This is a genomic window from Methylobacterium sp. D48H, from assembly GCF_053345715.1.
In genome coordinates, this window is record NZ_JBKFAP010000026.1 from 40,269 (window position 1) to 57,682 (window position 17,414).

Here is a 17,414-nt window from a genome sequence, read left to right on the forward strand (position 1 = left end):
GTGCCGGCGGCGGGGCGCCGCCGGCCCGGACATTACCCGAGTGGCCCGAGTGGCCCGAGTGGCCTCAGTGGTTGTCGCGCGGCACGCCCCGCGTCTGCGCGATGCGCTGGAACGCCTCGGCGCCCTCGAGGATGGCCCCGGTGTGCATCTGCCCCACCGCGGCGCGCTGCATCGCCTGCCAGGGGGTCTGCGAGGCCGGATAGGCGTAGCCGCCCGCCGCCTCCAGGGCCGCGCGCCGCCGCGCGATCTCGTCGGCGTCGACCAGCATGTCGGCGGTGCCGCGGCGCAGGTCGATCCGCACCCGGTCGCCGGTGCGCAGGAGGGCGAGGCCGCCGGCGGCCGCCGCCTCGGGCGAGGCGTTGAGGATCGACGGCGAGCCGGAGGTGCCGGACTGGCGCCCGTCGCCGAGGCAGGGCAGCGCGTGCACGCCGGCCCGGATCAGCTGCGCGGGCGGGCGCATGTTCACCACCTCGGCCGCCCCCGGATAGCCCACGGGCCCGGCCCCGCGCATGACCAGCAGGGTCTCCTCGGTGATGCCGAGGCTCGGGTCGTCGATCCGGGCGTGGTAATCCTCCGGCCCGTCGAACACCACGACGGGGCCCTCGAAGGCGTCCGGATCCTCCGGGTTCGACAGGTAGCGGCTGCGGAACTCCGCGCCGATGACGCTGGTCTTCATCACGGCGGCGTCGAACAGGTTGCCGCGCAGGACCAGGAAGCCCGCCGCCTCCTTGAGCGGCCGGTCGATCGGCCGGATCACGTCCTCGTCCTCGATCGCGGCGCCCCGGCAATTGTCGCCGAGGGTGCGCCCGTTCACGGTGAGGGCGCCCTCGCGGATCAGGCCGCGGCGCATGAGTTGCGCCACCACCGCGGGCAAGCTGCCGGCGCGGTAGTAATCCTCGCCGAGATAGGTACCCGCCGGCTGCAGGTTGACGAGGAGCGGCACGTCGAGGCCGTGGGTCTGCCAGTCCGCGATGTCGAGCGCGACCCCCATGTGGCGGGCGATCGCCGCGAGGTGGATCGGCGCGTTGGTCGAGCCGCCGATCGCGGAATTGACCGCGATGGCGTTGAGGAAGGCGTCGCGGGTCAGGATGTCGGAGGGCTTCAGGTCCTCGGCCACCATAGCGACGACGCGCTTCCCGGTCAGGTAGGCGGCCTCCTGTCGGTCGCGGTAGGGTGCCGGGATCGCGGCCGAGCCGGGCAGCATCATGCCGAGCGCCTCGGCGAGGGTGTTCATCGTGGTGGCGGTGCCCATCGTGTTGCAGAAGCCGGTCGAGGGCGCCGACGAGGTCACCAGCTTGATGAAGCCGTCGTGGTCGATCTCGCCGGCCGCCAGCATCTCGCGGGCCTTCCAGACGATCGTGCCCGAGCCCGTGCGCTGGCCCTTGAACCAGCCGTTGAGCATCGGCCCTACCGACAGGGCGATGGCCGGGATGTTCACGGTGGCGGCCGCCATCAGACAGGCCGGGGTGGTCTTGTCGCAGCCCGTGGTCAGCACGACCCCGTCGAGGGGGTAGCCGTAGAGCAGCTCCACGAGCCCGAGATAGGCGAGGTTGCGGTCGAGGCCGGCGGTCGGCCGCTTGCCGGTCTCCTGGATCGGGTGGACGGGGAATTCGAGGACGATCCCGCCCGCCTCGCGGATGCCCTCGCGGATCCGCTCCGCGAGGACGAGGTGGTGGCGATTGCACGGGGACAGGTCCGAGCCGGTCTGGGCGATGCCGATGATCGGCTTGCCCGAGCGCAGCTCCTCCAGGCTGAGGCCGAAGTTCAGGTATCGCTCCAGGTAGAGCGCCGTCATGTCGATATTGTCGGGGTTGTCGAACCACGCGCGCGAGCGCAGGGGCCGTGCAATCGGTCGGTCGGTCATTTCTGGGTCCGGGGGGCGGGGCTGGTCGAGAAGCGGTAGGCGATCACGTTCCGGTAGGTCTTGCCGGGATCGAGCCGGGCCGAGCCGAAGGCCGGCTGGTTCGGCGTGTCGGGGAAGAGCTCCGGCTCCAGCGCCAGGGCGTCCGACTGGCGGTAGGCGAGGCCGGACTTACCGACCGCGGTCCCGTTGAGGAAGTTGCCGGCGTAGAACTGGAGGCCGGGCTGGTTGCTCGCCACGTCGAGGACGCGGCCCGATCCCGGATCCTCGACCCGCGCCACCGGGTGCGGCTCGGCCGTGGGCGCGTCGGTCACGACCCAGTTGTGGTCGTAGCCGCGCCCGCGCACGATCTGCGCGTCCCGCCCGTCGCGGATCCGCGCGCCGATCACCGCGGGCTCGCGGAAGTCGAAGGGCGTGCCGGCCACCGGCAGGTGTTCCCCGGTCGGGATCAGGGTGGCGTCGACCGGCGTGAAGCGCTCCGCCGGGATGGTCAGAATCTGGTCGAGGATCGAGCGTCCCGAGCCCTCGCCCGCGAGGTTGAAGAAGCTGTGGTTGGTCAGGTTGACGATCGTCGGCTTGTCGGTGGTCGCCTCGTAGGTGACCGTGAGGGTGTTCGTGTCGTCCAGCGCGTAGGTGGCGGTCGCCGTCAGCGTGCCGGGATAGCCCTCCTCGCCGTCCGGGCTGACGTAGCGCAGGGTGACCGAGGGGGCCGCGCCGCCCTTGACCGCGGTGATCGTCCAGAGCCGCTTGTCGAAGCCGGACGCGCCGCCGTGCAGGGCGTTCGGGCCGTCGTTGGTGGCCAGCGTGTAGGTCCGGCCGTCGAGGGTGAAGCGCCCGGCGCGGATGCGGTTGGCGTAGCGCCCGACGCTCGCGCCGAAATAGTTGCCCTTGGCCAGGTAGGAGGCGAGGTCATTGTAGCCGAGCACGACGTCCGCGGCCTTGCCGGAGCGGTCCGGCACGTCGAGGCTCCGCAGGAGCGCCCCCCACGACAGGATCCGCGCCGTGACGCCCTTGCCGTTCGTCAGCGTCACCTCCTCCACCGTCCGGCCGTCCGGCAGCGTGCCGAACACCGCCCGGGTCGGCTCGGCCGCCCGGGCCGGTGCCGGCGTCAGGCCCGGCAGGGCCGCACAGGCGCACAGCGCCAGGGATCCCACTCCACGCATCGCGCTCTCCCCCTTCGTGATTCCGCCCGCCGCGCCGGTCGTGCGCCGGACCGCGACGGGACTCGCGGTTGACGTCCGCGAACCCGATATATACTCAGACAAATAAAAGGAACAACACGGGACCCCGACAAGGCGGCCCGAGAGGCAGAGGACAACGCCGGATGGCAGGACCGATCGCGACCGCGGGGACCGCGGCGCCCCGGACGGGGGCGGAGGCCGCGCGCGACCGGGGCGGCTACCGCCCGGCCCTGTCGCTGCTGGCGAGCCTGTTCTTCATGTGGGGCTTCATCACGGTCATCAACAACACGCTGCTGCCGCACCTGCGCAGCGTGTTCGACCTCGACTACACGCAGACCACGCTGATCGAGTCCGTCTGGTTCATCGCCTACTTCGTCGCCTCGATCCCGGCGGCCAAGCTGATCGAGCGCGTGGGCTACCAGCGCGCCCTGGTGACGGGACTGGGCATCATGGCGCTGGGCACGCTCGGGATGATCCTGGCCGCCCACCGGGTCTCCTACGCGATCACGCTCACGGCCCTGTTCGTGATCGCCAGCGGCATCACCCTCCTGCAGGTCGCCGCGAACCCCTACGTGGCGGTGGTCGGCCCGGCCGAGAGCGCCCCGGCGCGGCTCAACCTCGTGCAGGCGTTCAACTCCCTCGGGACGACCCTGGCGCCGCTGTTCGGGGGCTACCTGATCCTCGGCCGCTCGGCCTCGGGCAACGCCGCCGCCGGGGCCACCCTGACCCCGGCCGAGCGCCTGGCCGACGCGCAGTCGGTGCAACTGCCCTACCTGATCGTGGCGGTGGTGCTCGTCGTCCTCGCCGCGGTCATCGCCCGCTCCCCGCTGCCCGCCAGCAGCGGTTCCGGCGGCGCCACGGCCCGGGCCGCCAGGGCCGAGCGCGCCGGCCTGTCGCTCTGGCGCCACCGCAACCTCGTGCTCGGCGTGCCGGCGATCTTCATCTACCTGATCGCCGAGATCGGGGTGTCGAACCTGTTCATCAACTTCGTGTCGCAGCCCGAGATCGGCGACCTGACCCACGCCCAGGCCTCGCGCTACCTGTTCCTGCTCTGGGGCGGCATGATGGTCGGCCGCTTCGTCGGCAGCTACCTGATGCAGCGGCGCCCGGCCGAGACCGTGCTGGCCGGCGCGGCGATCGGCGCCTGCGCGGTGATGCTGGTGGCGACCTTCGCGACCGGCCACCTCGCCCTGTGGGCGCTGATCTCGGTCGGCCTGTTCCACGCGATCATGTTCCCGACGATCTTCACCCTGGGCATCCGCGGCCTCGGTCCGCTCACCGAGGAGGGCGCCGGGCTGCTGATCATGGCGATCGCGGGCGGGTCGCTGGTGGTGGTGCAGGGCTGGGCGGCGGACCGGTACGGGCTGCAGCACTCCTTCCTGATCACCGCCGCCTGCGAGCTCTACGTCCTGTTCTACGCGCTCTGGGGCTGCCGGACCGGCGCCGCAGCGCGGCCGGCCGGCGCCTGAGCGTCGGCCAGATCGGGGAGCCCACCATGGACCCGCGGATCCGCATCCTCGACCGGCCCCGGCGCGACCGGCTCGGCGAGGGCCCGGTCTGGGTTCCGGAGCGGGGCGTGCTGTTCTGGGTCGATATCGAGGCGCCGGCGCTGAACTGGCTGGACCTCGCCGACGGCGCCGTGGGCACGCGCCCGTTCCCGGAACCGCTCGGCTGGATCATCCCCCGCGCGGGCCGGAGCGACTTCGTCGTCGGGCTGAAGAGCGGCTTCGCGACCTACGACCTGGAGGCCGACCGCCTCGCGCCGATCGGCGACCCCGAGCCCGACGATCCCGACAACCGCCTGAACGACGCCAAGGTCGACGGCGCCGGCCGGATCTGGGCCGGGAGCATGCACCAGGCCGAGACCGCGGTGTCGGGCGCCCTGCACCGGCTCGACCCGGACCTGACGTGGCGGCGGATGGATACCAGCTACGGCGTCGCGAACGGGCCGACCTTCAGCCGTGACGGCCGGATCCTCTATCACAGCGACAGCGCCGCCCGGACGGTCTACGCCTTCGACCTCGCCGCCGACGGGGCGCTGACGGGCAAGCGGCCCTTCCTCCGCTTCCCCGACGATTGGGGCTGGCCCGACGGCATGACCACGGACGAAGAGGGCTGCCTGTGGATCGCCCACTGGGGCGGCGGCCGGCTCAGCCGCTTCGATCCCGCGGGGCGCCTGCTGCGCGCGATCCCCCTGCCCGCCCCCAACATCACGAGCTGCGCCTTCGCGGGTCCCGGCCTCGACCGGCTGTTCGTCACCTCGGCGGCGCGGGGGGCGGAGCACGTGCCGGAGGCCGGCGCGCTGTTCGAGCTCGACGTCGGCGTCGCCGGCCTGCCGCCCCGCGCCTTCGCGGGCTGACCGACCCGGCGCCGAGGACGTTGAGTCCCCTGCGCAGATCTTTCCTCCAGCGGGGCGGGTCCTCCGGCGTCCGAGCTGCCGCGGCGGGCGGTCGCGGGTCGGCAGTCGCGGGTCGGCAGTCGCGGGTCGGCAGTCGCGGGCCTGCGGTCGCGGGATCGTGCGTCGGCGTCCTCCGGATGGGGGATGCGGCCGCCCTGTGGCGGGTCTACGGTCGGGCCTTCTCCGAGACGAGATCACCTTCAAGCCCGCCCGGCCAGGCCGCGGCGGGCTTCTTGTCGGGCGCTACCGCCGGATCGGCAGCCGGTGGCGGGCGTACCCGGCGGCGTCGCGCACGACCAAGCTCCAGGACCGGTCGGGATCGGCCGCGCAGACCTCGTCGGCCATCTCGGCGATCACGCTGCGCGCCTCGGCCATGGCCTCGGCCAGGCTGCCGACCTCCACGCCGTCGTCGTCCCGGATCGTCTCCTCGCCGCTCTCGAGGTCGAAGTAGAAGCGCTCGGACACCGACCTCCCCCCTGCTGCAGCCCCGCGGCGATCGTCCGGATATCTCTACGTAGTGCGATACACGACTGGGAAAGGTCTTCGGTCGGATAAACCTTAATGCATCTAAAACATGGAGTTTGCTCGGATCTGCGCCGTCCGCCCGAGATTCCGCTCACGTTATCAAGTACAAGAATCCCCAGCGTCCCCCCGCCGTCGTCCGACGGCCCGGAGCGGTGGCGCGCCTGAGCCGGGGCCCCGTGACATGTCGACCTCCGCCAACCCGCCCGACCCATGCGCCGAGACGGCCGCGCTCCGCAAGGACAAGCTGCGCGCGCACATCAGGAGCGTGCTGTCGACGATCCGGTCCCATCATACGGGCCGCGGGGCGCCGTCGATCCGGGCCACGGGCTACGTCCTTGGAGGGTGGTTCTGCGGCTCGGCCGCGGCAACGATCCCGCTTTTTACGTAGCAACGGTCCGTCCAAGGGATGTGTTTCTCGAGGCGCCGCGATCCGGCGCTTCGAACGGCGTCCCATGGCAGAGAACACCCAGCTTCGATCCCATATCCGCGGCGTGCTGCTCAGACTGGTGCGGCGCCTGCGCGAGCGGGCCGGCTGACGGGGTCCTGTTCGAGGCCGGTGGGACAATTGCGAGACAACTGCGAGACAACCGCGAGGAGGCCGGTGCGCCGCGCGGCGCACCGACCCCGTCGTCCGGCCGCTTACCCCGGCTGAGCGCCCATCATCGCCTGCATCCGATCGAGCCGGGCGATGTGCAGGTTGATCAACGGCAGGGCGCCGCGGGCGATCGCGCGCAGGCCGGGATCCTCGCCCGACCGGGCGTAGGCGCCGTGGATGCCCAGCGCCTCCTGATGGCCCTGGAGCGAGGCGTTCACGAAGGTGGCGTCGTATTGCGGCCCCGGCGGCATGGCGCTGAGCTGCGCCAGGATCTGCGCCTTCTGCGCGTCGGTGGTCATGCCCTGGGCCGGAGCCGGTCCGCCGAGCACGCCGCCGACGACACCGCCGGCGACGCTGCCCGCCGCATTCACGGCCGTGCCGGCCACCGCCACCGGCGCCGCGACGAGGCCGCCGATCAGGCCACCCGGGCCCGCCGCGGCCGGGCCCGGGATCGGGGCGCCGCCCGTGTAGGCGCTGATCTTGCGGGCGAGGTTCACCTGTTCGACCACCTCCGCGCGGGCGAACTTCTTGACGGCGGGATTGGTGGTCTTCGCGTGGGCGTCGCGGGCCGTGTTCTCCAGGAACAGGCCGCCGCCGGTGGCCATCTGGAGATAGGCGCCGGTCGGGATCGCGCCGGCCGGCGTGACCTGCGCGAGGGCTGTGCGGGTGACCGCCAGGGCCGCGGTGGCGCCCAGCATCGTGGTGAGGAGAGCGCGTCTGTGCATGCGACGGTGCATCATGGGAGTGGCATCCGGATTGGGTGAGGCACCCGACGCCCCGATCATCGCTTGAGGTGCTGCCCGGCGAACCGCACAGGGGGGACAAGGTTCCTGCCCGGCGGGCCGTCCGAACGGCGGGATCGGGGCACCGAGAAACCGCGGGATGGATCGGATTTCGCGCGCGAATGACCGGTCCTGCGCAGCCTTTGCGTGGGAATACGCCGTCTTCGCCGCCCGGCCCGCGGCTTTATCTCCGATCGATACAGATCTAGATTGGCGCACCGAACGAGGCGGCGCCGCGCGGGGGCGCGGCCATCCGGACCGGCTCTCGAGGTGACGATGGGCCAGACGACGATCAAGGACGTCGCCCGACGGGCCGGCGTGAGCTTCCAGACGGTCTCGCTGGTCTTGAACCACCCGCAGAAGGTCGCCCGGACCACGCGCGAGACCATCGAGACGGCCATGCGCGACCTGGACTTCGTGCCCAGCCTCGCCGCCCGGTCCCTGCGCAAGAAGCCCAGTCGCAGCATCGCCTGCGTGTTCGCTCCGGCGCCGGAGCCCGCCGCCGACGGGGGCCGCCCGGGGGAGACGGCCGATCATGGCCACGTCCTCCGGACCTTCGGCACCGTCACCGACCGGCAGGGCTACACCCTGGTCCACCGCTGCCGCCGCGGCGACGACCCGGACGGCCCGGGCCGGATCGCCGGCCTCGTCAGCGAGGCCCGGGTCGACGGCCTCGTGGTCTTCGCCGAGGATCGGGACGACCCGCTGATCGGCCTGCTCCAGGCCAAGCGATGCCCGTTCGTGGTGTTCGGCCTGGACGTGCCCGGCACGCACTACGTCGCGCTGGCGGAGCGCGACGCGGTCCACGGCGCCGTCCGCCACCTGATCGCGGCGGGGAGCCGGTCGATCTGCCTGCTCGCGGGCGACGCGCGCCGGCCCGCCGCCGCCACCGAGCGGTTCCGCGGCTACCAGGATGCCCTCGCGGAGGCGGGGCTGCCCCTGCGCGACGCCCTCGTGGTCTCCTGCGACGGGACCGCCGCGGGCGGCTACCGGGCCGCGCGGGCTCTCCTGGAGGCCGGACCCGGCGCCCGGCCGGACGCCGTCGTGGCCGCCAGCGACCGGGTGGCGTTCGGCGTGCTGCGGGCGCTGCACGAGTGCGGCGTGCGGGTCCCCGCGGAGATCCGCGTCGTCGGCTTCGACAACCTCAGCCAGGGGGCCTACGCGGTCCCGAGCCTGACCTCGGTCGATGTCCCGGTGCTCGACATGGTCCGGTCCGCCTTCGCGACGCTGGTCGAACTGATCGAGGGGACGCGGGCGCCGGACGACCTCGCCCAGACGCTGTTCCCCGCGCGCCTCGTCGTGCGCGAGTCGAGTGCGCCGGCGGCACCCTAGCGAGGCCGGCTCTCACTCCGCCGCGAGGACGCCCGCGCCGGCTTCGCCGCGCCCGAACTGCGCCGCGTGCAGGCGGCTGTAGGGGCCGCCGGCGGCCAGCAGTGCCGCGTGCCGGCCCTCCTCGACGACCCCGCCCTCCCCCAGGACCACGATGCGGTCGGCGTCCCGGATGGTGGCGAGGCGGTGGGCGATCACCAGGGTCGTGCGCCCGCGGGCGAGCTCGGCGAGCGCCCGCTGGATCTCCCGCTCGGTCTCGGTGTCGAGCGCCGAGGTCGCCTCGTCGAGGATCAGGATCGGCGGGTTCTTGAGGAAGACCCGCGCGATGGCGATGCGCTGCTTCTGGCCGCCCGACAGGCGCACGCCGCGCTCGCCCACCACGGTGTCGAGGCCCTCCGGCAGGCTGTCGATCAGCCCGCCGAGACGGGCGCGCCGCGCGGCGGCGTCGATCTCGGCCTCGGCGGCGTCGAGGCGGCCGTAGGCGATGTTCTCCCGGATCGTGCCGGCGAACAGGAACACGTCCTGCTGGACGATGCCGATCTGGCGGCGCAGGCTCGCCAGGGTGATGTCGCGGATGTCGATGCCGTCGACGGTGATGCGGCCCGCCTCGACCTCGTAGAAGCGCGGCAGCAGGGCGCAGAGCGTGGTCTTGCCGACCCCCGAGGGACCCACGAACGCCACCGTCTCGCCGGCCGCCACCGCGAGGTCGAGGCCGGCGAAGACCGGGCGGCCGGGCCCGTAGCCGAAGCCCACCCCCTCGAAACGGATGTCGCCGCGCAGGGCGCCGACCGCGCGGGCGCCGGGCCGGTCGGTGATGTCGGGCTCGGTGGCCAGCAGTTCCTGGTAACGGCGGAAGCCCGCGACCCCCTTCGGGTACGTCTCGACCACGGCGCCGATCTTCTCCAGCGGCCGGTAGAACACGCCCACCAGCAGCAGGAAGCCCACGAAGCCCCCGGGCGTCAGGTCGCCCCGGACCACGAAGGCGGCGCCGCCGAGCAGCACCGCGATCTGGACGAGGCGCAGGCCCAGGTAGTTGATCGACAGGCCGGCCGCCATCAGCCGGTAGGCCTCGAGCTTGGTGTCCCGGTAGCGGGCGTTGTCGAGGGCGAAGAGGGCGCGCTCGTGGGGCTCGTTGGCGAAGGCCTGCACCACCCGCATCCCGCCGACATTCTCCTCGATCCGCGCGTTGAAGGCGCCGACCCGGCCGTACTGGGCCTGCCAGTTGCGGGTCATGCGGCCGCCGTAGCGGATCGACACGAAGGCGATCAGCGGCAGGATCGCCGCGGTGATCAGCGCCAGCGGCGCGTGGACGTAGAGCATCAGCGCGAAGGCGCCGAACAGCGTCATCACGGCGATGAACAGGTCCTCGGGCCCGTGATGGGCGACCTCGCCGATCTCCTCCAGGTCCTTGGTCACCCGGGCCACGAGGTGGCCGGTCTTCTGGCCGTCATAGAACCGGAAGGAGAGCTTCTGCAGGTGGTCGAAGGCCCGCGCCCGCATCGTGGTCTCGATGTTGATGCCGAGCACGTGGCCCCAGTAGGTGACCACCACCATCAGGCCGGCATTGGCGACGTAGACCAGCGCCAGCGCGGCCGCGGCGAGCAGGATCAGGCCCCAGTCCTGCCGGGGCAGCAGGCTGTCGATGAAGCCCTTCACGGCGATGGGGAAGCCGAGCTCCAGCAGGCCCGACAGCACCGCGCAGCCGAAATCGACCAGGAACAGCGTCCGGTACGGCCGGTAATAGGCGAGGAAGGCCTTCAGCATCGCGCGGCTCGGATCAACGTTGGGCGGCGCACTCGACGGGGCAGAGCGCGCCGCAGGACGGCACCCCCGGCAGGCGGTGGCGCAGGCAGCAGACGCGCCGCCGCCGGCAGCCCGAAGGTCCCGGGCAGAGCGCCTGCGCAAGAGGACTCTCGAGCGGGCTCCTAGCGCAGCCGGGGCCGGCGCGCCATCCGAGGCAGGCCGCGACGTCGTCACAGGCGGCGGCGCGGGCGGTAGGGCAGGTGGTGGTACAGGCGCTCGCGCAGGTGGTGCCGGCCCCCTCCCCGTCCCCAGCCAGCCCGGCGAGCGGGTCCCCGAGTTCCCGGGCGACGTAGTCCAGGATCACCGCGGCGTTGCCCCAGAGGACCCTGGGGGCGATCCCGCACCGGGCGTGGCAGAGCTCGACGAACGGGCGCAGATGCGCCTCCACCAGCCCGGTCAGGCCGGGCGCCGGGCCGGCCGCGCAGGCCGACCCGTCCGCGGGCAGGCGGAAGCGGCGCGGCCGGCCGGCCGCGTCGAGCTCGAGGCTGACCGCGTCGAAGGCGAGCGGCAGCGGCCGGCCGAGGCGCACCAGGGCGGTCAGCGCCGGCGTCGCCAGGGCCGCGAGGTAGAACTGGCTCCAGTAGGAGACCCGGACCCGCGGGTCGGCGGTCCGGAACTCCGCGCCGAACCCGGCCCCGAAGGCGGCCAGCGTCGCGTCGAACACGGCCCCGTCCCGCAGGGCGCCGAGGGGCAGCGCGTCCGGGCCGCCGGGGCCCTCGGCGACCCCGTCCCGGTAGGCCGCGAGCGTGTCGGGAACCTGGGCGGCGACCTCGGCGATCATCGCGCCGCCCCGTCGTCGCGCAGGGTCCGGTCCACCGCGACGGCGAGCCACGCCACCGCGGCGGCGTAGAGCGGCAGGGTGGCGGCGAAGTAGCCCGGCCAGCCGATCCAGCCGGCGAGCGCCGGGGCTGCCACCCGCAGCGGCATCGCGGCGAAGAAGGCGGCGCCGAACAGGAGCGCGTAGTCGGTGGCGGGCTTCGGCCCCTGGGCCCAGCGGTAGATCATGTTGAAGACCGGCACGCCCAGGAACCCGCCCGCGACGAAGCCCAGCACGGCGGCGGTGATGCCGAGATCCGGCACCCGGCCCGCGCAGGCGACGACCATCAGGCCCCCGGAGGCCAGGACGCCGAGGGCCCCCACGGCGATCAGCCGGACCGTGCCGAACCGCGCGGCCAGCCATCCGGCCGCCAGCGCCATGACGAGGTTCACGGCCGGGAGCACGGTGCCGGTGAGCGTGCCGACCTGCCCGAGCGGGACGCCGAGATCGAGGAGCGCCAGGGTGTTGGGCCCGCCCACGAGGTAGGAGGCGGCGAAGTAGGCGCCGAGCACCAGCACGCGACCGCCCAGGCGGCGCAGCCGCGCCAGGGAGCCCGACCAGCGTTCCGGGCCCGCACCGGCCGCGGTGTCGGCACCGGCGCTCCGGGTCTCGCGCAGGCGCGACTCCCGGTAGCCCAGGATCGGCAGCAGGCAGAGGGCGTCGAGGGCCGCGCAGGCCAGGACCGCCCCGCGCCAGCCCAGGCTGTCGTAGGAGCCGACCAGCACGCCGACCCCCAGGATCCCGCCGAGGGAGGCGCCGCACAGCTTGGCCGAGGCCACGAAGGCGCGCCGCTCCGCCGGCACGGTCTCGACCACCAGGGCCTCGAGGGCGATGTCCATGGTCGCCACGCAGGCGCAGGCGGCGATCGCCAGGGCGAGCAGCGCCGGGAGCGGCCAAGCCTCGCCGAGGCTCAGGACGACCAGCAGGAGCACCGAGGCGGCCTGCGCGGCCGCGATCCAGCCGATCCGGTGGCCGAGGATCGGCAGGCGGAGCCGGTCGAGCAGGGGCGCCCACAGGAAGGTGAGCCCGACCGGCAGGTTGATGAGCTGCAGCAGCCCGACCTCGGCCAGCTCCACGCCCCGCGCCCGCAGGATCAGCGGCGCCCCGCCGGACAGGAAGCCGAGCGTCGCCCCGAAGGTCACGTACAGGCAGAAGAACGGCGCCAGCGGCCGCAGGGCCGCCAAGGTGTCGACGACCCGGGTGCCGATGGCGGGTCCGGCGGAACCGGTCATCGCCCCCCGCACGCCGTACCGCGACCGGAGCCGCGATCCGGGCCGGTCCGGAGACCGCAGTTTATAATCACACTAATCTATTGATTTACCTCGGTTTTCGCTGTTTAGAGAGGCCTGTGCCGGGGATCAAGCCGGCGGGTATTCGCGGCGCGCCGCCCCGCCGGATCCGGCGTTAACCTTTCGTCAACCATGCCCCCGACAGAGTCCCCGGCGGAGGGCTGAGCCATGACCCGACGCCGGGATTTCGACGCGCTGAGCGAGGCGCAGATCGCCGCGGACCGCACGCAGGGACGCTGGGTCGAGCCGAGGGCGGGCTTCCGGCCGGCCGGGCCGCGGGCCGTGTCCGATCTGCTCGACACGATCCAGCACGTGGCCGAGGCCGCGACCGGCGAGCGCAGCTTCCTGCACCTGCGTCCGGAGGCCGGCCGGCCCCGCGGGCGCTGAGGCGAGCCGGCCCACGCTCCCGCCGCCCCGACCGCGCGGCGCACTGGCAAGGGCCGACCGGTTCTGCAACAACGCCGACATGAGACGGCGTCCGGCCCTCGAATCCGCCCCCGCGCGCGCCGATCGCATCCGCCCGATCCGGCGGCGCCCCATGGGCGCGGACGCGGCGGCCGGGCTGCTGGTCGGCCATGTCGGCCTGCCCGGTGGCCGCGACAGCCGGATCCGAGGGTCCAGGTCATCACCGGCTCCGCCGAGAACGCGACCCTCGCCGCCGGCGGCCTCGAATCGGGGATGCGGATGATCACCGAGCCGTGCTCCGTGGAGATCCTGGCCGCGCGGGCGCCCGCGCCGATCGCCGGTCGCGACTGACCGCCGATGCCGCTGTCACTGACGACCCGCATCCTGTTGCTCGTCCTGCTCGCCCTCGCCCCGGCGCTGGCGATCCAGGGCTACAACGAGGTCGCCCTGCGGGCGAGCCGCGACGCGGCCGTGCGGGCCGACGCCCGCGCCACCGCGCGGGACGTCGCGGAGGATTTCGCCCAGATCTCCGAGCGGATGCAGCAGGCCCTCGACCTGATCTCCGAGGATGCCACCGTGCAGGTGCGGGAGCCGGCGGCCTGCACCGCCTACCTGCGGCGGGCTGCCGCGCGGCTGCCGCACGTGCTGCTGATCGCCCTCACCGATCCCGACGGGGCCGTGATCTGCGACAGCGCCGGCGCGCCCGCCGGCTCCTACTCGAGCCGCGGCCGGGCCTATCACCGCCGCGCCCTGGAGCGGGGCGGCTACGCGGTGGGCGGCTACGCGGTCGGCTTCCAGACGAAGCGGCCGTCGATCCACTTCGCCCGGGCCGTCCATGTCGGCGAGTCGGCGGGGGCCCCGGCGGGCGTCCTGCTCGCCGCCGTCGACCTCGACTGGCTCTCCGATCACTTGGAGCAGGCGCTCCATCAGCCGGAGACGGCGATCACCGTGACGGACCGCGACGGCCTGATCATCGCCCGCCGCCCGGACGAGGCGGCCTGGATCGGCAGGCCGATCCCAGCCGACCGGGCCGCCATGCTGGAGGCCCAGGGCAGCGACGTCCGCGTCGCCGCCGGCCTCGACGGCCGGAAGCGGATCATCGCCACCGCGATGCCGGACGGCCCGCTGGCCGGGGTGCGCGTCGTCGTCGGGCGCGACTACGCCACCGCCTTCGCGGATATCGACGCCGCCACCCGCCGCGGGCTGGTTCTGATCGCCCTGGGGGCGGCGCTGGCGCTCGCCGCCGCCCTCGTGGCCGGGCGGGTGTTCATCCGGCGCCCGGTCGACCGGCTCCTGCGCACCGCGGCGGCGTGGCAGGCCGGCGACCTCGCCGCCCGCACCGGCCTGCGCGGGGCCGCGGAGTTCGACCGGCTCGGCAGCAAGCTCGACGCCATGGCCGGCACCCTCCAGCGCAGCACCGCCGAGCTGCGCGCGGAGATCCAGCGCGGGCGCGCCCTGCAGGCGCAGCAGGGCACGATGCTGCACGAGCTGAACCACCGGGTGAAGAATACCCTGGCCACCGTCCAGGCCCTGGCCCGGCAGTCCCGCGGCTCAGCGGAGGTCCTGGAGGCGCGGATCCTGGCCCTGTCGAAGACCCACGACCTCCTGACCCGCGAGGACTGGAGCGGGGCCCCCCTGCGCGAGGTGCTGGAGAGCGAGCTCGGCCCCTACCGGACCGGCGGCGACCAGATCCGCCTGGACGGGCCGGACGTGTCGTTGAGCCCCCGCGAGGTGCTGGCCCTCGGCATGACGGTCCACGAGCTGACCACCAACGCGGCCAAGTACGGCGCCCTCTCGGTCCGCGAGGGCCGCGTCCGGGTGGCGTGGTCGCTCGCCGCCGGCGCGGCCGGGGAGCGGCGCCTGCGGCTCAGCTGGGAGGAGCGCGGCGGCCCGCCGGTGCGGGCGCCGACCCGGGTGGGCTTCGGGACGCGGCTGATCGCCGGCGGCGTGCGGCGCGAACTCGCCGGCACCGTCGACCTCGCCTTCGAGGCCGAGGGCCTGCGCTGCCGCCTCGACGTCCCGCTCGATCCGGGTCTCGGCACCATGCTGGCGCCGACGGGCTAGGTGTAGCCCGGCTCGGGCGAATTCAGTCGTCAGAGCAGAGCTTTGAGCACGTATCCTGGCAGATCGGTTGAACGCGCCCCTCCGCACGCCGCGCGTCGCGCGCGGTCGACCCGCGCTCAGAGTGCGCGCGAGCATTCCTCTGAATCGCGTTGATACCTTTGGGTTTTTCGGTCCCGGTATCACGCGCCGGCGCGCGTCACCTCCCGGATGTCGCGCTTCACCTGCCGCCACGTCCGCCAGGGCTCGAGGTTCGAGAGCGCCATCCGGCGGGCGCCCATCCAGCCGAGGCCGAGCGCGATGACGAGGAACGGCGCGGCGACGATCAGCGCGGCCGGCGCCTCGGCACCGAACGGCACGGCCAGCAGCTTCACCACGGCGTCGAGGCCGAGGAAGAAGGTGACGATCAGCAGCACCGGGATCGTGCCGACGATGGCGATCAGCGACACGATTGCCCGGAAATTGCCGTCGACCTCCGTCCGCGCCAGCGTGAGCAGCGCCTCGACATGCGCCGTGCCCTCGCGCAGGGCCGCGATCAGCAGGGCGAGGGTTCCGTCCGGGGTCTGACGCATGGATACGAGAATCCTCGGGGCCGTCACCGGCCGGCTCTCGCCAACGGGGCCGCGGCCCGAAGCGTTCCGCGCCGGTGGCTCACAGCATCAGGAGCAGGGCGCCGAGGATCAGTACGGACGCCAGGCCTGCTAGGAGGACCGCCCGGCTGGCATCGGCGCCGTCGTCCGGGACCGGCTCCGGGGCGTCCGGCGCGGCGGATGCGGGCTCCGCGAAGGCCGCGCCCTGCCCCGCCTCCGCGGCCCGGACCGGCGGCGTGCCGGGCCGCGGCGCCGGGAGGGCGACCGCGACCGGGATCGCCCGGTCCGTCGGGGGGCCGAAGGCCTCCGGCTCGACGCTCACGCCCGCCGCCTCCAGCTCCAGCATCACGAGGACCAGGGCGTCGACGTCCATCCGCTCGACGGGCAGCGCGGCGCGCAGATCGTCGGCGGTGAGGAGGCCCCGGTCGCGGCCGAGGGCGACCAGCCGGTCGAGCGTCGCGCGATCCAGAGCCTGCGTCATGTCCCGCCTCCGCGGCCGCGTCCCGATGGTCCATCGAGAACGCGCCGGGGTGGCGCCGGTTACCGGCGGCCGCGGGTGTTCCGGCGCTAGGCCCCGAGGGCGGGCGCGGACGCCGGGATCGCGCCGGGCTCCGGCCGCGCGCCGCCCGGTCCCGGCCGGAACCGGAGCATCGGCCGCTCGATCAGGTACCAGCTCAGCAGGCCGAGCGGGATGGCGGCCGCGAGGGCGAGGGCGGCGACCGTCCAGGGCGAGATGCCGGGGATCCGCGCGACCAGCAGATTCTGCACCGGCCACGCGTAGAGGTAGAGCCCGTAGGACGGGTCGACCTGGGCGGTGGCGCGGCTGAGGGCGGTGGGGCGCACCGCGAAGGCGAACCAGAAGATCAGGTAGCCGCCGAGGATCGCGAAGGCCGGCTCGGCCAGCGGTCGGCTGAACATCAGCGGCAGGAGCAGCAGGGCGGCGCGGGTCGCGCCGCGCCGCGTGTAGGCGATCCGGTCGGCGAACAGCCGGAAGGCGCCGCCGCAGCAGAACACGAAGGTGAGGCGGATCATCTCCGACAGGGATCCGAGGGTGTCGCCCGGATGCCCGACGGGCAGGAAGAGCCAGCGCAGGGCGAGGAGGCTGCCGAGCCCCCCGAGCAGGCCGAGATAGCGCCCGCGGCGGCGCAGGGCGCGGACGGTGCCCACGAGGCCGAGCAGCAGGTAGCAGCCGAACTCGCACGGAATGGTCCACATCGAGCCGTTGAGCAGCGGGTAGGGCAACTCGGCGAAGGCGCCCGGGACCACCGGCATCAGCAGCAGCGACAGCCGCAGCAGCGTCTCGAGCGGCGAGGCGGCCGCGAGGTTGCCGCCGCCGAGGGGCGCGACGACGGCGATGCAGAGCAGGGACGCGACCACGAAGGCCGGGTAGATCCGCAGCGCCCGCCGCGCGAGATAGTCGCCGAAGGAGCGCTTGGCGCGGTAGCTCGCGGTGATCAGGTAGCCGCTCACGAGGAAGAAGCCGTCGACGGCGACCTCCCCCAGGGACAGGGTTCCGAAGACCTGCGTCAGCAGCTCCCGGGACCGGTTCCCGTCCACGAGCTCGGGGGCGTGCGCGAGGATCACCAGCCCCGCGAACAGGAGGCGCAGGGACCCGAAATTGTTCGCCCGCGGATCCCGGCCGCCCGTCGCCTCCGCCACCCCTGCCCGCTCCGCGACCCCTCTGCCATCGCCCAGGGGCCGGGAAACGGCGCGCGAAGGCAAGGACGCCGGGGCAACACGCGCCGGGTATCTGGCCGCGTCGCCCGCGTCCGCACGCG

15 protein-coding genes are annotated in these 17,414 nt (G+C 73.7%); 5 read left to right on the forward strand and 10 right to left on the reverse strand.

Annotation, left to right across the window (positions count from 1 at the left end):
* Positions 1-64 precede the first annotated feature (64 nt).
* Together ACLBX8_RS26635 and ACLBX8_RS26640 are read right to left on the reverse strand one after the other, a co-directional pair.
* Positions 65-1,864, reverse strand: a complete 1,800-nt coding sequence (locus ACLBX8_RS26635) for an IlvD/Edd family dehydratase (RefSeq protein ID WP_447716060.1) — start codon at positions 1,862-1,864, stop codon at positions 65-67.
* Positions 1,861-3,024 carry an aldose epimerase family protein gene (locus ACLBX8_RS26640; RefSeq protein WP_447716061.1) on the reverse strand — a complete coding sequence of 388 codons (1,164 nt, stop codon included), beginning with the start codon at positions 3,022-3,024 and terminating at the stop codon, positions 1,861-1,863. Before ACLBX8_RS26640 ends, ACLBX8_RS26635 begins: the two co-directional genes overlap by 4 nt.
* A gap of 161 nt (positions 3,025-3,185) precedes the next feature.
* Between ACLBX8_RS26640 and ACLBX8_RS26645 the strand changes: the two genes are divergently transcribed.
* Both ACLBX8_RS26645 and ACLBX8_RS26650 read left to right on the forward strand, forming a co-directional pair.
* Positions 3,186-4,511 (forward strand): sugar MFS transporter, encoded by a 1,326-nt coding sequence (locus ACLBX8_RS26645; RefSeq protein ID WP_447716062.1) that lies wholly within the window; start codon positions 3,186-3,188, stop codon positions 4,509-4,511.
* 26 nt (positions 4,512-4,537) lie between these two features.
* Positions 4,538-5,401, forward strand: coding sequence for an SMP-30/gluconolactonase/LRE family protein (locus tag ACLBX8_RS26650; RefSeq protein ID WP_447716063.1), 864 nt, complete (start codon positions 4,538-4,540; stop codon positions 5,399-5,401).
* Positions 5,402-5,683: 282 nt separating this feature from the next.
* Here the strand turns inward: ACLBX8_RS26650 and ACLBX8_RS26655 are convergent, their stop codons facing one another.
* Complete coding sequence (locus ACLBX8_RS26655; RefSeq protein ID WP_056527261.1) at positions 5,684-5,905, reverse strand: DUF6894 family protein; 222 nt, start codon at positions 5,903-5,905, stop codon at positions 5,684-5,686.
* Between the two features lie 699 nt (positions 5,906-6,604).
* Positions 6,605-7,285: a DUF4142 domain-containing protein gene (locus tag ACLBX8_RS26660; protein ID WP_091682655.1), complete on the reverse strand. Its 681-nt coding sequence runs from the start codon at positions 7,283-7,285 to the stop codon at positions 6,605-6,607.
* Positions 7,286-7,618: 333 nt separating this feature from the next.
* Between ACLBX8_RS26660 and ACLBX8_RS26665 the strand changes: the two genes are divergently transcribed.
* Positions 7,619-8,674 carry a LacI family DNA-binding transcriptional regulator gene (locus ACLBX8_RS26665; RefSeq protein ID WP_447716064.1) on the forward strand — a complete coding sequence of 352 codons (1,056 nt, stop codon included), beginning with the start codon at positions 7,619-7,621 and terminating at the stop codon, positions 8,672-8,674.
* 12 nt (positions 8,675-8,686) lie between these two features.
* Here ACLBX8_RS26665 and ACLBX8_RS26670 read toward each other — a convergent pair whose 3' ends face one another.
* From ACLBX8_RS26670 to ACLBX8_RS26680, 3 genes are read right to left on the reverse strand one after another with little or no spacing between them, the layout of a single operon-like run.
* Positions 8,687-10,435, reverse strand: a complete 1,749-nt coding sequence (locus ACLBX8_RS26670) for an ABC transporter ATP-binding protein (protein ID WP_042675783.1) — start codon at positions 10,433-10,435, stop codon at positions 8,687-8,689.
* 13 nt (positions 10,436-10,448) lie between these two features.
* On the reverse strand, positions 10,449-11,255 hold the full coding sequence (fhuF, locus tag ACLBX8_RS26675) for a siderophore-iron reductase FhuF (protein WP_447716065.1): 807 nt from the start codon (positions 11,253-11,255) through the stop codon (positions 10,449-10,451).
* Positions 11,252-12,523 carry an MFS transporter gene (locus ACLBX8_RS26680; protein ID WP_447716066.1) on the reverse strand — a complete coding sequence of 424 codons (1,272 nt, stop codon included), beginning with the start codon at positions 12,521-12,523 and terminating at the stop codon, positions 11,252-11,254. Before ACLBX8_RS26680 ends, fhuF begins: the two co-directional genes overlap by 4 nt.
* Before the next feature lie 225 nt (positions 12,524-12,748).
* Between ACLBX8_RS26680 and ACLBX8_RS26685 the strand changes: the two genes are divergently transcribed.
* The gene (locus ACLBX8_RS26685) at positions 12,749-12,967 is read left to right on the forward strand and encodes a hypothetical protein (protein ID WP_020094759.1); all 219 of its coding nucleotides are present in this window, start codon (positions 12,749-12,751) and stop codon (positions 12,965-12,967) included.
* A gap of 375 nt (positions 12,968-13,342) precedes the next feature.
* Complete coding sequence (locus ACLBX8_RS26690; RefSeq protein ID WP_447716067.1) at positions 13,343-15,049, forward strand: HWE histidine kinase domain-containing protein; 1,707 nt, start codon at positions 13,343-13,345, stop codon at positions 15,047-15,049.
* A 179-nt stretch (positions 15,050-15,228) separates the two neighbouring features.
* Here ACLBX8_RS26690 and ACLBX8_RS26695 read toward each other — a convergent pair whose 3' ends face one another.
* From ACLBX8_RS26695 to ACLBX8_RS26705, 3 genes are all read right to left on the reverse strand, one after another.
* Positions 15,229-15,618, reverse strand: a complete 390-nt coding sequence (locus ACLBX8_RS26695; RefSeq protein WP_447716068.1) for a phage holin family protein — start codon at positions 15,616-15,618, stop codon at positions 15,229-15,231.
* Between the two features lie 79 nt (positions 15,619-15,697).
* Positions 15,698-16,117 (reverse strand): RNA polymerase sigma factor region1.1 domain-containing protein, encoded by a 420-nt coding sequence (locus ACLBX8_RS26700; RefSeq protein ID WP_447716069.1) that lies wholly within the window; start codon positions 16,115-16,117, stop codon positions 15,698-15,700.
* A gap of 86 nt (positions 16,118-16,203) precedes the next feature.
* On the reverse strand, positions 16,204-17,295 hold the full coding sequence (locus ACLBX8_RS26705; protein ID WP_447716070.1) for an acyltransferase family protein: 1,092 nt from the start codon (positions 17,293-17,295) through the stop codon (positions 16,204-16,206).
* Between the last annotated feature and the right edge of the window lie 119 nt (positions 17,296-17,414).